We start from the raw sequence: 15,927 nt of genomic DNA, 5'->3' as shown, positions 1-15,927 counted from the left end.
TGCCTCCTCATCGAAGCTTCGGGTCGAGGGCGTCGCGTACGGCTTCGCCGAGCATGACGAAGGTCAGCACGCACAGGGACAGGAACCCGGCCGGGAAGAACATGGCGTGCGGCGCGGTCCTGATGTACGAGGCGTGGTCGGCGATCGCGATGCCCCAGGAGATGACCGGCGAGCGCAGGCCGATGCCGAGCAGCGACAGCGTGGCCTCGGCGCCGATGTAGCTGCCGATCGTGATCGTCGAGTACACGAGGATCGGCGCCAGCGAGTTCGGCAGGAGGTGCTTGAAGATGATCCGGAGGGGTCCGGCTCCCAGCGCCCTGGCGGCCTGCACGTAGTCCTGGTGCTTGGCCTGGATGACGGCCGAGCGGGCGATGCGCATCAGGATCGGCCAGCCCAGCAGGGCGAGCACGATGATGACGACCGCCATGATCGTCGCCTTGCCGGGGTTCGACTGGGCAGGCGCGACGGTGCCGAGGATGATGATCGCACCCAGCACGTACGGCAGGCCGAGGAACATCTCGCCGACTCGGGAGATGATCGCGTCGAGCCAGCGCCCGAAGTAGGCCGCGAGCACGCCCGTCAGGCCGCCGAGCAGGACCGTGGCCAGCGTGGCCAGCACACCGACGATGATCGAGGTGCGGGCGCCGTACACGGCGCGGGCGTAGACGTCGCGCCCCTGCAGGTCGTAGCCGAACCAGGCGTCCGCGCTCGGCAGCTCCATGCTCTTGGCGAGCGTGGCGTACTCCGGGTCCTTGTGTGTGAACAGCGACGGGAAGGCCGCCATCAGGAGGAACACGACCAGCATCACGAGCGAGATCCAGAAGATCTTGCGCCGCTTCAGGATGTCCCAGGTGTCACGCCACAGGCTGCGCTGACCGCCCCGGACCGCGACCGGGCTCGCGGCCGGCTCGTCCGCTCCCTTGATCAGGTCTTGCGTCGCGGTCGGGTCACTCATAGCGGATCCTCGGGTCGAGCACGCCGTAGAGGAGGTCGACGAGCAGGTTGGCGAGCAGGTAGACGAGCACGAGCAGCGTGGCCACCGGGACCACGACCGTGTAGTCCTGGTCCAGGATCGCCCGCCACAGCAGGCCGCCGATGCCGTGGATGTTGAAGATGCCCTCGGTGATGATGGCGCCGGACATCAGCGAGCCGACCTCGGTGCCGAGGAACGTCAGCACCGGGATGAGCGAGTTGCGCAGCAGGTGGATCGCGACCACCCGGCGGTTGCTCAGTCCCTTGGCCACGGCCGTCCGCACGTAGTCGGCGCGCAGGTTCTCCACGATGCTCGTACGGGTCAGCCGCGCGGTGAACGCCATGTTGAGGCTGGCCAGCACCAGCGCCGGGACGATCAACTCGGGGACCGTCGCCTCGTCCGTCACCGTCGGGGTGATGACACCGAGCTGCACGCCGAGAAGCCACTGCAGCAGGTAGCCCGTGACGAAGATGGGCAGCGACAGCAGGAACAGCGTGGAGATCGTCACCACGTTGTCGATGAAGCCGCCGCGCTTGAGGCCCGACAGCACGCCGGCGCCGATCCCGATGACGGCCTCGAAGAGCACCGCCATCAGTGCGAGCCTGATGGTGATCGGCCAGGCGTCGCCGAGCTCGCTCGCCACCGACACGCCGTTGAAGTTGACGCCGAGGTTGCCCGTGAGCAGGTTCTTCAGGAAGTTCCAGTACTGCACCAGCAGCGGCTGGTCCAGTCCGAACTGGTCGCGCATGGCGGCGACGTAGCTGTCCGGACAGGGCCGCTGGCCGCATCTCCCGGCGAACGGATCACCCGGGAGCTGCCAGACCATGTAGTTGATGATGAAGGTCGTGCCCAGCACGACAGGCACGAGTTGCAGCAGGCGCCGGATCGCGTATCGGCCCATGCGCACCTCCGATCTGACGCTAAAGGTCGTACATGCGCCCCCCGTGGGTCAACACGGGAAGTCGCGAATGGACAGCCCACGAGGCCGGCCCCGGTGGGGAACCGGCCTCGGGGGGTTCACCTACGAGCTGTCCCTACGCTTCCTTGATCGCGATCGACAGCGGGTCGAGCACGCCGAAGGGGGTGACCTTCACGCCGGTCACCCACTTGGAGGTGCCGGCCTGCAGACCGTACGACCACAGCGGAATCGCGGGCATGTCCTGCTGCAGCATAGCCTCGGCCTCCTGGTAGAGGGCGTTGGCCTGCGCGGGGTCGGTGGCGGTGTCGGCCTCGTGGAGCTTCTTGTCGAGGTCCTTGTTGCTGTAGAGACCGTCGTTGGAGGAGGCGCCAGTCTTGTACAGCGGGTTGAGGAAGTTCTCGATGTGCGGGTAGTCCATCTGCCAGCCGGTGCGGAACGCGCCCTTGATCTTGTGCTGGGTGATGGTGTCACGCAGCTCGGCGAAGGTGGGCATGTCCTTGTGCACGAACTTCACGCCGGCGTCGGGACCGAAGGCCTGGTTGATGCTGTTGACCGTGGCCTCGATCCACTCCTTGTGAGTGCCGTCGGCGTTGGACCAGATCGGGAACTCGGCCGGCGGGGTGTAGCCCTCGGCCTTGGCCTTGGCGAGGTACTCCTTGGCCTTGGCGGGGTTGTAGGTGCACAGGTCGCCGCAGGCCCCGTCCTTGAAGCCCTCGACGATCGGGGAGACCCAGCCGTTGATGGGCACACGGCCCTTGTTGAAGATCTTGTCGGTGATCGTCTTCCGGTCGATCGCGTACGACACGGCCTTGCGGAAGTCCGCGTTGCCGCCGAACTCCTTGTCGTACAGCGGGAAGGTGACCGTCTGGATGACGCCCTGCTGGCCGTCGATCGCGCGGTCGCCGAGGTCGGTCTTCCACTTGTCGCCGGCGAGGGCCGACGGCGGGATCAGCTCGGTGAAGTCGAGGTTGTTGGAGACCAGGTCCGCGTACGCCGCGTTGTCGTCCTTGTACATCTTGTAGACGATCTTCTTGACCTTGGGCTTCTCCGGCCCGGGGTAGTCGGGGTTCGCCTCGACGATGATCTGCGAGTTGTGGTCCCACTGCACGAACTTGAAGGGACCGTTGGTGACCGGCTTCTGCGCGAAGCCCTTCGGGTCCTTGAAGAAGGCCTCGGGCAGCGCCGCGAAGGTCGTGTAGCCGAGCTTGGTGCGGAACACGGCGACGGGCGCGGACAGCGTGACCTTGAAGGTGAGGTCGTCGACGACCTCCAGGCCCTCAAGCTTGTCGGTCTCCGGCTTGGGCGCCTCCTTCGGCCCGTCGGGGCCGTCGGGGTCGGCGGTGTTGACCTTGTCGAAGCCCACGATGTCACCGAACCAGAAGCTGCCGAGCTGGGCGTTCGGCGAGTAGGCGGTGTAGTTCCAGGCGTCGACGTAGTTCTTCGCGGTGACCGGCGTGCCGTCGGTCCACTTCAGACCGGGCTTGAGCTTGATCGTCCACACCTTGTTGTCGGTGGTCTCGATCGACTCCGCCTGGTCGAGCTCGGGAGCGGCCGTGTCCGAGTTGTACTTGACGAGTCGGCTGTACACGAACTCGTTGATCGTGCCACCGCAGGTCTCGTTGATGTTTCCGGGGACGAAGCCGGTCTGCGGCTCACAACCACGGATGTAGACGGTTCCCGTGGCGGCCCGGGGGTTGTCCCCGCCGCCGCTACTGGATCCGCCGCCCCCGCCGCACGCGGCGACGCCGAGCGCAAGCAGCGCGGTGCCGGTGGCGATCTTCGCGCCCTTAGTCACGCGCATAGTGGATTGGTCCTCCCTCTAAGGATGGGCGTTCGCGCTGGTTAGCACCCGGTTTGCCGGGCATCGTCAAACCAGCTGACGTCCTGCCAGTCGTCCGGAGCATCCCTCACCGGACGCACCAGAGGAGTCTCCGGCACGTTGCAGTTCGGTCACACGTGCGTCAGTCGGGCGTCACACACATTCCTGTGAGCCCAACCTTAAATGCCCAGTACGGCATCAAACTCCCCTTTAGAGTACATATACCGACAGACGGTCAGTCCTTTGGCCGAGGATGGAGGCGACACCCGTGCCCCGGTCCCCGGATCAGGATGTCCTGGGCTACCTTTGACCAGTCGCAGCCACGTTCGGTGCGACAGCCGTCCCACCGACCTCCATCCAATAGAGTCCATGCCATGAGCCAGCCGGAATCCGCGCTCGCGGAGGCCCAGGGTGGCGGCCGAGCCCCGGAGTCGCTGGCCGCGCTCGCCGAGCGTCACGGACTACGACGCGCCATCGCACGCCCCAGCATGCCCGCCTACCTGCGCCAACTGTGGGACCGGCGGCACTTCATCCTCACGTACGCCACCTCGCGCAACGTCTCCAAGTATTCCGAGTCGATGCTCGGGCAGCTCTGGCAGGTGTTGACCCCGCTGCTCAACGCCGCGGTGTACTGGCTGATGTTCGGCGTCATCCTCGGGCAGAGCAAGAAGATCGACAACTACCCGGCGTTCCTCATCACCGGGGTCATGGTATTCACCTTCACCCAGCGCACGGTGATCAGCGGGGCGAAGTCCATCTCGTCGAACCTGTCCCTCATCCGGGCGCTCCACTTCCCCCGGGCCGCCCTCCCGCTGGCGTACACGATCCAGGAGCTCCAGCAGCTCGGCTACTCCATGGCCGTGCTCGTCCTCCTGGTGCTCGTCACCGGAGAGCCGGTGAGCTGGCTCTGGCTGCTGATCCCCGTCGTGCTGCTCATGCAGCTCGTCTTCAACATCGGCACCGGCATGTTCATGGCCCGCCTCGGCGCGTTCATGCGGGACATGAACCAGCTGCTTCCGTTCATCACCCGCACCTGGCTGTACGCCTCCGGCGTCTTCTACGCGATCGACGACCGCACCAAGGATCTGCCGGACTTCCTCAGGTGGGCGCTGGAGTTCAACCCGGCCGCCGCCTACATCGAGTTCATGCGCGACCTGCTGATCTACCAGCGGTTCCCCGAGCGCTGGGCGTGGGTTACCTGTCTATTCTGGGCAGTGTTCGCACTGATCGTCGGCTTCTGGTACTTCTGGCGGGCCGAGGAGAGGTACGGCCGTGGCTGAGCTGACCAAGGAGCTGTCGCAGGTGGCGCCGCAAACCCCAGAGACGCAGACCCCAGAGACGCAGACCCCGCAGAATCCCAAGACCGGAAGCCCGACCGTCATCGTCGACGACCTCCACATCGTCTACAAGGTGTACGGCGCCGCCGGCGAGTCCGAGAAGGGCAACGCCGCCAACGCGCTGATGCGCATCCTGCGGCGGCAGGGCCGGCCGCAGATGAAGGAGGTCCACGCCGTCAAGGGCGTGAGCTTCGTCGCCCACCACGGTGACGCCATCGGCATCATCGGCCGCAACGGCTCGGGCAAGTCGACGCTGCTGCGCGCGATCGCCGGCCTCCTTCCCCCGCACAAGGGCGCCGTCTACACCAACGGCCAGCCGTCCCTCCTCGGCGTCAACGCGGCCCTCATGAAGGAGCTGACGGGCGAGCGCAACATCATCCTCGGCTGCTACGCGATGGGCATGTCGCCGAGCGAGGTGCGCGAGAAGTACGACGAGATCGTGGACTTCTCCGGCATCGGAGACTTCGTCCAGTTCCCCATGTCGACGTACTCGTCCGGCATGGGCGCCCGGCTGCGCTTCGCCATCTCCTCCGCCAAGACGCACGACGTGCTGCTCATCGACGAGGCCCTCGCGACCGGCGACCGCGAGTTCAAGAAGAAGAGCCAGCAACGCATCAAGCAGATGCGCGACTCCGCCGGCACGGTCTTCCTGGTCGCCCACAACCTCGACGTGATCGAGGAGACGTGCAACCGGGTGATCTGGTTGCACAAGGGGAAGATCAGAATGGAAGGCGACCCCCAGGAGGTCCTGGAGGCGTACAACAAGGCCTGAGAGAAACGGAGGGGTGACCGTGCCGACGCCGCCACCGATCCCGTACGACCATCTGCCCGAGGTGCCCGCGCTGACCGTCGAGAGCGACGACGTACGCGACGGCGAGAGGCTCCCCGAGGCCCACGTGTTCAACGACTGGGGCATGGGCGGGCAGAACGTCTCCCCGCATCTGCGCTGGTCGGCCGCCCCCGAGGGCACCAAGAGCTACGCCGTCACCTGCTTCGACCCCGACGCGCCCACGGGCAGCGGCTTCTGGCACTGGGTGCTGTACGACATCCCGGCCACCGTCACCGAACTGCCGGCCGGCGCGGGCAACGGCCCCGACTTCAAGGGGCTGCCGGAGGGCGCCAAGCACGCGCGCAACGACTTCAGCACCAAGGAGTACGGCGGGGCGGCGCCGCCCCCCGGCCACCCGCACCGCTACCTGTTCGCCGTGCACGCCCTGAGTGTGGAGTCCCTGGGCGTGGACACCGACACGCCGCCGGCCGTGGTCGGCTTCAACATCACAGCCAACAGCCTCGCCCGCGGTTATATCGCACCTGTGTACGAAACCTGATGCGGGCGGGCCGCTCGTTCCACTATGATTCGAACGGAGATTCGACATAGGGGAGGGCGGATGAGCGACCTGGCGACGGCGATCGACAATCTGGCCGCCGAAGATCCCTCGGAGCTTCCCGTCGGGCTGATCGCCGAGCAGCTCATCGAGCTGCACTGGCAGATGGCCCGCCTGCAGGCCCAGATCGCCAGGCGCACCCACCTGCGCACCCGGTTCGACTCGCCGGCCTCGCCCAACTAGGGGTCGGCTGAGCCCTGTCGCATGCGCCCGGGCGCCTGCCGCCCTGGCGCGTATGCTCTGCGACGCGCACCTTCGTTCGACGCCGGACGGCCGGCGCCCCTCGGGGGCGCCGGCCGTTTTCGTCATCGACGTCTTTCCGATGGTCCCGCCGTACACGTGAACTGATGCCGCTCGGCAGGTCGTCGCGACGGCGACGGAGGCCCTCAGGCGTGGCTCACCTGCCGTACCCACCCTGGCGCGCGGTCGGCGCCACGTCGGCCGCCGCGCCCGGGGCGGACGAGACCGCGCTCGACGCCGCCGCGTCGGCCGTGGCCGACGCGGAGGTGGCGAGGTCGGCCGCGGCCCCCGTCGTCGCGGCGGCTCCCTGCGCCGGTGCGTCCGTGGTGTTCCGGACGGTGCTGGTGACCGCGTGGGCGTTGGCGTCGGCCTGGGCGGCGGCATCGGCGGCCGTCGTCTGGGTGCTGCTCATGGCGCGGTCCGCCGGAGTGTCGCACGGCACCAGCGCCAGCAGGCCGCCCGCGCTGCCGGCGGTCGCCGCGACGGCGCCCTTGAGGCTGAGCAGCGCGTTGAGCCTGGCGGTGACGTTGAGCCCGGCGCGGACCGCGGCCCCCGCGGTGGCGACGGCCGCCGCCGAGGCGTCCACGGCGGCGGCGGTCTGGCCGGAGACGGCGACGACCGGCTTGCCGACCTGGGCGACGACGTCCGCGGCGACGTTCGCCTTGGCGACGAGAGCCGCGTTGACGTCCGCGACCGCGACCAGGGCGGCCGACAGGTGGGCCTCCAGCCGGGCGACGACGTTGGCCTCGACGGTGACGGCGGCGTCGGCCACGATGTCGGCCGCGATGTCGGCGGCCGCGCTGATCTGCGCGTTCGCCTCGGCGGACAGGCCGGCTGTCACGGTGCCGCTGAGCCGCGCGACCGCGACGAGGTCGGCCCTGATGTCAGCGGTCAGGTTCACCGCCACCTCGGCGGCCGCGTCGGCCTGCGCGACGACGCCTGCCGTCGCCCCGCCGACGGCCGTGCCCTGCAGATCGGCCAGAAGCCTCGCCAGCGTCGTGACCCGGTGCTCCGTGCACTTCTGCGCGCACACGTCGGCCTGCGCGGGCGCGGCCAGCATGCCGGCGATGCCGATCGTGACGGCGACGACGGCTGTCCTAACCACTCGTTTCATTGACTTGCCCCCGGTTCATATTCCTTTTCACGAGAGTGGGAATGACGAACCCAAGAACCCCCGTGCGTCGGCGAGCACGCCGACAAAGACGTCGGCATTTCTATCACTGCCGATCACGGCGGAAAGCCCTGCTGACCAGGGGATGCCCGGCGGGCACCCCGCCGGGAAAGTCGGTATATCGAGCACCGGACGACCACTTCGCGGTCACCCCAATCCCGCCTCCGGAGAAAGCGACGGTAAACACGGCGCCCAGGCCCGGCGGCAGATCTTTCCGCTCACTTTTAGCGACGCGCCGACGGACGTCGCGACTCGGCCGGGCCGGGGCCGCCCACCAACCCGCCCTATCGCGACATATCTCGATAAGGGCTACGCTGGCGAGGTGACCTCCCTCACACCGTACGCGGGCGACGATCCCGCACAGCGCGCTTCGGACCTCGACCGCGACCGGGTCGCGGCCGTCCTCGGCGAGGCGCTGGCCACCGGCCGTCTGACGAGCGTCGAACACGCCGACAGGCTCGACGCCACCTACAGCGCCGTGACCGTCGGCGACCTGGCGCCCTTGACCAGGGACCTGCCCGACGCGGCCCACCCCCCGGCCGCGCTCTCCACCGAGAGGCACCGGGTCTCCGCGGTGTTCAGCAAGATCATACGTCGCGGGCGCTGGGTCGCCGGGCGGCACACCGAACTGAGCTCGGTCTTCGGCGCGCTGATCGTGGATCTCAGCGACGCGGTCCTGCCCGGCCGTGAGGTGACGCTGGAGCTGAACTCCTTCTGCGGCAAGCTCATCGTCACCGTGCCGGCCAACGCCAGGGTGGTCGACGAGGGCAGCGCGGTCTTCTCGAAGCGCTCGGTGACCGGAGGGCACGGCGACGGCGACGGCCCGCTGATCCGCGTCACCGGCAACGCGCGCTTCGGCAAGATCGTGGTCTACCGCGGGACCAGTCGCTGACGGCCTACGATGCGGCCATGCAGCCCACCGGCCGTGCGCTGCCCGTGGCCCTCGACGCCATGGGCGGCGACAACGCGCCCGGGGAGATCGTCGCGGGAGCCGTACAGGCCGTGCGGGAGCGGGGCGTGCCCGTCGTGCTCGTCGGCCATCCCCGCGTGCTCTACCAGGAGCTCGCCCGGCACGACGCGGTCACCGAGATCCCCATCGTGCGCGCCGAGGAGGCGCTGGCGATGGACGAGGGCGCGCTGGCGAGCCTGAGACGGCCCCGTTCCAGCATCGCCATCGCCTGTCATCTCGTACGGCGCGGCGACGCCTGCGCGGTCGTGTCCGCAGGCTCGACGGCGGGCGTCGTCGCGACCGGCCGGCTGCGGCTACGGGCCCAGCAGGGAGTCGTACGCCCCGCGATCGCGGTCGGCCTGCCGACCCTGCCCCAGCCGACCGTGCTGCTCGACGCGGGCGCCACGGCCGACGCCAAGCCGGAGATGCTGGTGCAGTTCGCCCACCTCGGCGTGGCGTACGCCGAGACGGCACTCGGCATGCGTCGTCCCCGTGTCGGCCTGCTCACGATCGGCGCCGAGGTCGAGAAGGGCAACAAGCTCGCCAAACGGGCCCACGAACTGCTCGCCGCCACGCCCGGCATCGACTTCGCCGGCAACATCGAGGGGCACGACCTGCTCACCCGGAAGGTCGACGTGGTCGTCACCGACGGGTTCACCGGCAACGTGGCGCTCAAGACCGTCGAGGGCACCGTACGGTACGCCTTCGAGCAGCTCAGGGAGACGATCGCGGAGAGCCGGGTGGCCAAGCTCGGCGGGATGCTGCAGCGGGCCCGGCTCCGGGAGCTGGCCGGCCGGCTCGATCCGGAGGCGCACGGCGGGGCCGTGCTGCTCGGCCTCAACGGCACGGTGGTGATCGCCCACGGCTCCTCGCGGGCACGCGGCGTGGCCGCCGCCTGCGAGCTCGCGGCCCGCCTGTCGGCCCAGGGCATCATCGCCAGGATCGGCGAGCGGATCGCCTCCACCAACAAGTCGCACCGCCGCTGGTGACCGCCGGACATGGAACGGCGGGCAGAAGGCACACGCCGATAAGCTTGGTGCATGACCGACCCGCAGCTCGTGCTCACCGAGCGGGTCCAGCAGGCGCTGGGTTCCGCCTTCGGTCCGGAGTACGCCACTGAAGACCCGCTGATCAGGCCCTCCCAGTTCGCCGACTACCAGGCGAACGTCGCGCTCAGCCTGGCCAAGCGGCTCCGACGTGCCCCGCGGGAGGTCGCCCAGGCCATCGCCGGCCACCTCGACACGGCCGACGTGAGCGTGGAGGTCAGCGGGCCCGGATTCCTCAACCTGACGCTGCGCGACGGCTGGATCGCCGAGCGGGCCGCGGAGCGGCTGCTCGACGAGCGCATCGGCGTGCCGCAGCCGGCCCCGCAGACCGTGATCGTCGACTACTCGGCGCCGAACGCCGCGAAGGAGATGCACGTCGGCCACCTGCGCACCACGATCGTCGGCGACACCCTCGCGCGCACCCACGAACACCTGGGCAACCAGGTGATCCGGCAGAACCACCTCGGCGACTGGGGCACGCAGTTCGGCATGCTCATCGAGCACCTCCTCGACATCGGCGAGGAGGAGGCGCTCGGCATGCTGGCCGCGGGCGACGGCAACGCCTTCTACCAGGCGGCGCGGCACAAGTTCGACAACGACCCCGAGTTCCAGCAGCGGTCCCGCCGCCGGGTGCCGCTGCTGCAGGGCGGCGACCCGGAGACCCTGCGCCTGTGGCGCGAGTTCATCGAGTACAGCAACCGCTACTTCCGGAAGGTGTACCGGACGCTGGGCGTCACGCTCACCGACGAGGACATCGCGGGCGAGAGCATGTACAACCCCATGCTCCCGGACGTATGCGACGAGCTGGAGCGCACGGGCGTGGCCGAGATCAGCGAGGGCGCGCTGTGCGTGTTCCCGCCCGGGTTCAAGGGCCGCGACGACCAGCCGCTGCCGCTCATCGTCCGCAAGAGCGACGGCGGGTACGGCTACGCCACGACCGACCTCGCCGCGATCCGCTACCGGGTGCGCGACCTGAAGGCCGACCGCATCCTGTACGTCGTGGGCGCCACCCAGTCGCTCCACTTCCAGATGGTCTTCGCCGCGGCGCGGACGGCCGGCTGGCTGCACGACGACGTCAAGGCGGAGCACGTCCAGATCGGCAGTGTGCTCGGCAGCGACGGCAAGATGTTCAAGACCCGCAGCGGCGCCTCGATCAAGCTCACCGAGCTGCTGGACGAGGCCGTCGTGCGTGCCGAGGCCGTCATCGCCGACCGCGGGTACGACACGGAGGCCCGCCGGCAGATCGCGCGCCAGGTCGGCATGGGCGCCGTGAAGTACGCGGACCTGTCGGTCAGCCACGACAGCGAGTACGTGTTCGACTTCGACCGCATGCTCGCCCTGACCGGCAACACCGGGCCGTACCTCCAGTACGCCACCGCCCGCATCCGGTCGATCTTCCGCAACGGCGCGATCGACCCGGAGTCGGTCACCGGCCCGATCACGCTGGGCCATCCGGCCGAGCGGGCGCTCGCGCTGGAGCTGCTCGGTTTCGGCTCGGTCGTCGCCGCCGTCGCCCAGCTGTCCGAGCCCCACCGGCTGTGCAACTACCTGTTCGACCTGGCCCAGGCGTTCACCTCGTTCTACGAGAGCTGCCCGGTCCTCAAGGCCGAGGAGGAGTCCGTACGGCAGTCGCGTCTGGCTCTGTCGGCGCTCACCCTGCGTGTGCTGCTGCGCGGGCTCGACCTGCTCGGCATCGAAGTCCCCGAGCGAATGTGAGCGAGGTGCCGGATTCCGCTTCGGCGGACACGGGAGACGGCGTCCCCGACTCCGGCGACGCCGTTCCCGAGGCCGGGGACGGCTCCCCCGTCCGAGCACGGCGGGCCGCCCATACCGTCGCTCTCCGATCCAGGGCGGCCCGGGCTATCGGTTTCCGCGGGTCAGGCGCGTCCACGGCGCGCCTCGCCCGTGACTGTCGCACCAAGCGTCTAGTCTGGCGCGGTCAAGGGAGTGCCAGCCGACCCCTCGGGGAGCGTTCCGCGTGAGCATGGACCTGACCACGAGTCCGGACCCTGGAAACCTGGCCGAGGCCACGGAGCTGCACCGCTACGCCGAGGCGCTGATCGTCAGCCTGGCGGCCGACGGCACCGCGCCCGACCTGCCGCCGGGAATCACCGACGTGCCGGGCTACTGGCTGGGGCCCGCCGTCGAGGCCCTCGTCCTCATCATGTCCGGCAAGGACGCCCTGGAGCCGCTGGCCCTGGCCAACCAGTTGGACGAGCGGCGCACCGCCCTGTTCCTGTGCCTGGCCCTCGCCGTCTGCGGCCACGGCGACCGAATCCACGCCTCCTGGCTGGGCACCGCCTTCGGCGGCCTGTCCGAGGACCGTCCGGTGACATCCGGCCAGCGGGCGCTGTGGCTCGCCGCCGCCCGCGGGGCGTACGGACCGGTCGGCAAGATCTTCGTATTGCGCAAGCTCGACGCGGTGAACGTGCCGGCCACCGACGACCGGTGGTTGAAGATCCTCGTGCCCACTCTGCCGGAGACGTCCGTGCCCGCCTCTCTTGAGGCGTTCCCGGAACTGGCGAAGGTCGCCGAGATCGAGCGGTCGCTGCGGGCGTCGGTCACCCTGCGCCGTCTGCGCGAGCGCTGCACCGAGATCACCTCCACCCGGCAGGCCGGTGAGGTCACCAAGGTCGTACGCGGCACCGTATGGGCCGAGGACGAGCCGCTGGCCGTGCTCCGCGCCCTGGCCGGCCAGGGCGGCCAGGAAGGGCCGCTCAGCTCGCTCACCGGGCATCTGCTGCAGGACCTGGCTCCAGACGCCGATCCCCACATGGCCGCGCTCGCCCTGCACGTGGCGGCGCCGGCGGTCAGGACGGCGGCGGAGTCCCTCGTCGAGGTGGTGCGCGAGCCGCCGCCCGACACCCTGGACGTGCCGATCCTCGGTTATCCGATCACGCTCAGGCCCGAGGGCCCCGAGCAGGAGTCGATGGCGGCCGCCGAGCAGCGGCTCGTCACCGAGTGCGTGCCGAAGCGCACCCGGCCCTGGCCCGGATACGTCCTCCTGGTCCTCGCCGTCGTCGTCTTGGCCGCGGGGTTCGTGGTCTCGCCGCCGCTCGCCCTCGTCGGCCTGTTGGTCGCCGCCGTGAGCGGGCATCTGCTGTGGCGGCATCGCGTCCGGGAACACTCCGACGTGCGCTACGTCCAGACACGGGCGGGCAAGCTCGCCGACCTCGCCGACAAGGCCGTCTGGGCCCTGCACGAGTACGCCAGGGAGTCGGAGGAGCGCGCCTCTGACGCCGCCCGGGACCTGGCTGAGGTGTCCACGCTCCTGCGCCGGGGCCCGCGGGCCGCATAGGAACGCCTGCGCCAGGCCTGCGGACCACCTGAGACGCTCGGCTCCTCACGCCATGGCCCGCGTGAGACGCTCGGCGCCTCGCGCCGTGACTCGCGAGCCATGAAGGACGTCGACACTTGCGCCCGGGACCTGCTGGTTGCGTAAGAGCCGGCTGGTTCCGTAAGAGCCGGCTCCGCGCACGACTGTGCCCGCCGCCCGAGTGGGCGGCGGGCACAGGATCGGAGTCGGACCAGCCGGGTCAGGCGGTGGAGACCTCCACCGTCGCCGGAGTGATCAGAAAGACCTTGTCCGCGATCCGCTCGATACGTCCCTCACAGCCGTAGGCCAAGCCCGCGGCGAAGTCCACCATTCGCGTGGCCTCCGCCGTCGACATGCTCGCCACGTCCATGACCACCGTGTGGCCCTCGCGGAAGTGCCGGCCGATCGTCAGGGCGTCGTCATACTTCTGCGGGCGGACCATGACGATACGGGCCGGGTCGGCATTGGGCTGCCAGCGCTTGGCGGCACGCTCGGCCGCCGGCATCCAGTCGTCCTCGTACTCGTCCTCGGCGTAGGTCTCGTCGTCGTACTGCTCTGCCCCACCCAGGCCAAGGTAGCTCGCCACCTTGCGCACAGCCCCCATCGGTTCGTCCTTTTCCGGCTTGTCCTTTTCCGGGCTCGTCCCGATACACGGGACCGTAATCGACGATTCAGCGAACCCCCGCCGACACGCCCGGCCGTTTAAGTGTTGTTGGCTGGATAATGTGGAGGCCGGGTAAGTGTGTCTTCATCGTCAATTCCGTCAGCCCTTCCAGGGTAACTCGCGAACCCGTCTACCCCATGGAACCCTTCGCAAACATTTCTCACAGTCACCTCGAACGACGGCACGCCTTCAGTAGATCACAACGGACGCCGCCGATGCCGGGTTCCCGAAATACGATCTTGCTGGTAGGGCCCGGTATGCCGCCACCGAGAGGCGCGAATCGAGGCGACGGCAATGAAGATCGAAATATGGGCAGAGGTGCCCCCGAATTCATATTTCGAAAACACTTTCGATAGTGGGGGATGTGCCTGATCATCGCTCTCAGATGGCCGCTCCACGCACGGCAGAGGCCGCAATTGGGGGAACAGCCAGGAGAAACTCTTTCCTCGCAGCGCCTCCTGCGAGATCGATATCGAGCACCATTTCGACCAGCCTCCGGCTTTCGAAGCGACGCAGACCCGCATGTTGCTGACCTGCCACGAGGGCAGCAGGGAGATGCCGGAGAAGGTTGTGAAGCCGGTGGAAACGGAGAAGCCGCGCCGCATGTCTGAGCTCGCGGCCGACGGGAGACACCGGCGACGCCGCGGGCTGGTGGCAGGTGCCGGCTCTCGGCGAGCAGACCGTACGGGAGGCCGTCCAGCCCAGTGCGGTAGCTGCGGTCGAGAACGGCAGGCGACAGTCACCCGCACGTTCTCAGGCCGGGAGCGGCGTACCCACAGCCGTGATCTCTCCAGAAGCACCCGCCGATTCTCTCGCGCGTGCACTGGCCCGGTCGATGGCCCCCGCCCCTGAATTTCCGAGCACGACAACGGCGCGTCGGCTCACGGCGTCTTGTGGGCGCCGCACAAAGGCCGAAGAGCCCTCACGCGCCTGGATCGGGATACCGGACAGGTTGCTTGCGGGCGCAGGAAGGCCGGCCTCCGCTTGCCGAACGCGAGCATGCACTCGGCTACCGGTTCCAGCGCCTCGCCGGCCGCCGTGGAGGACCGCCTGTGGGTCGTGGTAGAGGCCGCCCGTCGGGTCTCTCTGTTCGCGCGTACACCGTAGAGCGTGTGATCGCATGCTGGGGCCCGCTGCGAGGGGCAGAGGTGGGTTGTGGCGCCACGGCGTCAGCGTGAAGGCGTCGCAGTGAGGGCGCGATCATGGTTTGTTGGAAGGTCGCTGCACCCGGGGCGAGGCCTCTCGTGGTGGGGGTGTTCGGTCGGGCGGGTCGGGTCGGTGGGGTTGGGGCGTCCCGCGTCCCGGGCGGGAGGACTTGTGGTGGGGCGTGGTGGGGCGTGGTGGCCGGGTGGGTTGAGTCGGTGAAGTTGGCATCGGTGGAGTTGAGGCGGTGAGGTCGGGGGCGAGTGGGGTTGGGGTCGAGTGGGGTGGGTTGGGACGTCACTGCGCCGGTCGGAAGGTCCGGTCCTCGCGAAGCCCGCTCCGCTGGGCCTTCGCTGCGGTCCTCCCTCCCGCCCGCTCCGCTCCTCCCCGCCGCTGCTCGCGCCCACCCCGGGGGGGCCGGCCCCTCGCCCCTCCTTGCCCGGCACCCCTCCTCGGCCTTCGAGCCGGGCGGCGGGCCGGGCGGCTACCCGTATCGGGCCCAGCCCGCTGGCAGCGCGCGGCCGCACCCCCCGGGGGCACCACCGACCGCACCCCACTCAGGCAACCGGACCCCACTCAGGCCAGCAGGCCACGCAGGCCGCGCAGGCCAGGGCGCCAGGCACGCCACTTCACTCCACGCCCGGGGAACACCCCACACGCCCCCGCGGCCGACCCTTGGACATGCGAAAGCCCCGGCCAACCACAGCCGGGGCACCCCACACCACCCACACACCACCGCCACACCACGCGCATGCCGTCCGTGGCACCCGCACAAGCCGACGCTTCCACGCCGGCACACAGGGGAACCCCCCAGAAATGCGGAAGGGCCACCCCAACAGGGGTGGCCCTCCACAAAAGATTGTCCGGCGGTGTCCTACTCTCCCACACCGTCCCCGGTGCAGTACCATCGGCGCTGACAGGCTTAACTTCCGGGTTCGGAATGTAACCGGGTGTTTCCCTGCCGC

General features: G+C 69.2%; 14 protein-coding genes and 1 rRNA gene. 8 read left to right on the top strand and 7 right to left on the bottom strand.

The window, feature by feature from the left end:
• Window positions 1-7: 7 nt before the first annotated feature.
• The 3 genes from FH610_RS31030 to FH610_RS31020 form a co-directional block, all read right to left on the bottom strand.
• Entirely contained in the window at window positions 8-955 is a 948-nt protein-coding gene (locus FH610_RS31030; protein WP_139578686.1) for an ABC transporter permease, read from the bottom strand.
• The gene (locus FH610_RS31025; protein ID WP_139578685.1) at window positions 948-1,874 is read right to left on the bottom strand and encodes an ABC transporter permease; all 927 of its coding nucleotides are present in this window, start codon (window positions 1,872-1,874) and stop codon (window positions 948-950) included. Before FH610_RS31025 ends, FH610_RS31030 begins: the two co-directional genes overlap by 8 nt.
• A 133-nt stretch (window positions 1,875-2,007) precedes the next feature.
• A complete protein-coding gene (locus tag FH610_RS31020) occupies window positions 2,008-3,693 on the bottom strand; it encodes a peptide ABC transporter substrate-binding protein (protein ID WP_139578684.1) in 1,686 nt (561 codons plus the stop codon).
• Window positions 3,694-4,085: 392 nt separating this feature from the next.
• On the opposite strand from FH610_RS31020, the gene FH610_RS31015 reads away from it, so the two are divergent.
• Genes FH610_RS31015 through FH610_RS31000 form a run of 4 tightly spaced genes read left to right on the top strand, consistent with a single transcriptional unit; the run spans window position 4,086 to window position 6,616 of the window.
• Window positions 4,086-4,991: an ABC transporter permease gene (locus tag FH610_RS31015; protein ID WP_139578683.1), complete on the top strand. Its 906-nt coding sequence runs from the start codon at window positions 4,086-4,088 to the stop codon at window positions 4,989-4,991.
• 22 nt (window positions 4,992-5,013) lie between these two features.
• The gene (locus FH610_RS31010) at window positions 5,014-5,820 is read left to right on the top strand and encodes an ABC transporter ATP-binding protein (protein ID WP_139578923.1); all 807 of its coding nucleotides are present in this window, start codon (window positions 5,014-5,016) and stop codon (window positions 5,818-5,820) included.
• Between the two features lie 19 nt (window positions 5,821-5,839).
• A complete protein-coding gene (locus tag FH610_RS31005) occupies window positions 5,840-6,376 on the top strand; it encodes a YbhB/YbcL family Raf kinase inhibitor-like protein (protein ID WP_139578682.1) in 537 nt (178 codons plus the stop codon).
• Window positions 6,377-6,436: 60 nt separating this feature from the next.
• Window positions 6,437-6,616, top strand: a complete 180-nt coding sequence (locus FH610_RS31000; protein ID WP_139578681.1) for a hypothetical protein — start codon at window positions 6,437-6,439, stop codon at window positions 6,614-6,616.
• A 214-nt stretch (window positions 6,617-6,830) separates the two neighbouring features.
• Here FH610_RS31000 and FH610_RS30995 read toward each other — a convergent pair whose 3' ends face one another.
• A complete protein-coding gene (locus tag FH610_RS30995) occupies window positions 6,831-7,778 on the bottom strand; it encodes a hypothetical protein (RefSeq protein WP_139578680.1) in 948 nt (315 codons plus the stop codon).
• A 388-nt stretch (window positions 7,779-8,166) separates the two neighbouring features.
• Between FH610_RS30995 and FH610_RS30990 the strand changes: the two genes are divergently transcribed.
• From FH610_RS30990 to FH610_RS30975, 4 genes are all read left to right on the top strand, one after another.
• Complete coding sequence (locus tag FH610_RS30990; RefSeq protein WP_240809305.1) at window positions 8,167-8,736, top strand: DUF1707 SHOCT-like domain-containing protein; 570 nt, start codon at window positions 8,167-8,169, stop codon at window positions 8,734-8,736.
• Between the two features lie 17 nt (window positions 8,737-8,753).
• Complete coding sequence (gene plsX, locus FH610_RS30985; protein ID WP_139578679.1) at window positions 8,754-9,782, top strand: phosphate acyltransferase PlsX; 1,029 nt, start codon at window positions 8,754-8,756, stop codon at window positions 9,780-9,782.
• A 51-nt stretch (window positions 9,783-9,833) separates the two neighbouring features.
• Window positions 9,834-11,555 (top strand): arginine--tRNA ligase, encoded by a 1,722-nt coding sequence (gene argS, locus FH610_RS30980; protein WP_139578678.1) that lies wholly within the window; start codon window positions 9,834-9,836, stop codon window positions 11,553-11,555.
• 268 nt (window positions 11,556-11,823) lie between these two features.
• Window positions 11,824-13,137, top strand: a complete 1,314-nt coding sequence (locus FH610_RS30975; protein WP_139578921.1) for a hypothetical protein — start codon at window positions 11,824-11,826, stop codon at window positions 13,135-13,137.
• A 238-nt stretch (window positions 13,138-13,375) separates the two neighbouring features.
• On the opposite strand, the gene FH610_RS30970 is transcribed toward FH610_RS30975, so the two are convergent.
• The 3 genes from FH610_RS30970 to rrf form a co-directional block, all read right to left on the bottom strand.
• On the bottom strand, window positions 13,376-13,759 hold the full coding sequence (locus FH610_RS30970) for a cell division protein SepF (RefSeq protein ID WP_139578677.1): 384 nt from the start codon (window positions 13,757-13,759) through the stop codon (window positions 13,376-13,378).
• 257 nt (window positions 13,760-14,016) lie between these two features.
• Entirely contained in the window at window positions 14,017-14,424 is a 408-nt protein-coding gene (locus FH610_RS30965; protein ID WP_139578676.1) for a hypothetical protein, read from the bottom strand.
• A gap of 1,399 nt (window positions 14,425-15,823) precedes the next feature.
• Window positions 15,824-15,927, bottom strand: a 5S ribosomal RNA gene (gene rrf, locus FH610_RS30960); the annotation flags it as partial.

Origin of the sequence: Microbispora catharanthi (assembly GCF_006334915.2) — a bacterium.
In the GTDB taxonomy this organism is placed as follows: Bacteria; Actinomycetota; Actinomycetes; order Streptosporangiales; family Streptosporangiaceae; genus Microbispora; species Microbispora catharanthi.
The sequence above is the reverse complement of the archived record's forward strand: the minus strand, read 5'-3'. Positions and strand labels throughout refer to the sequence as shown.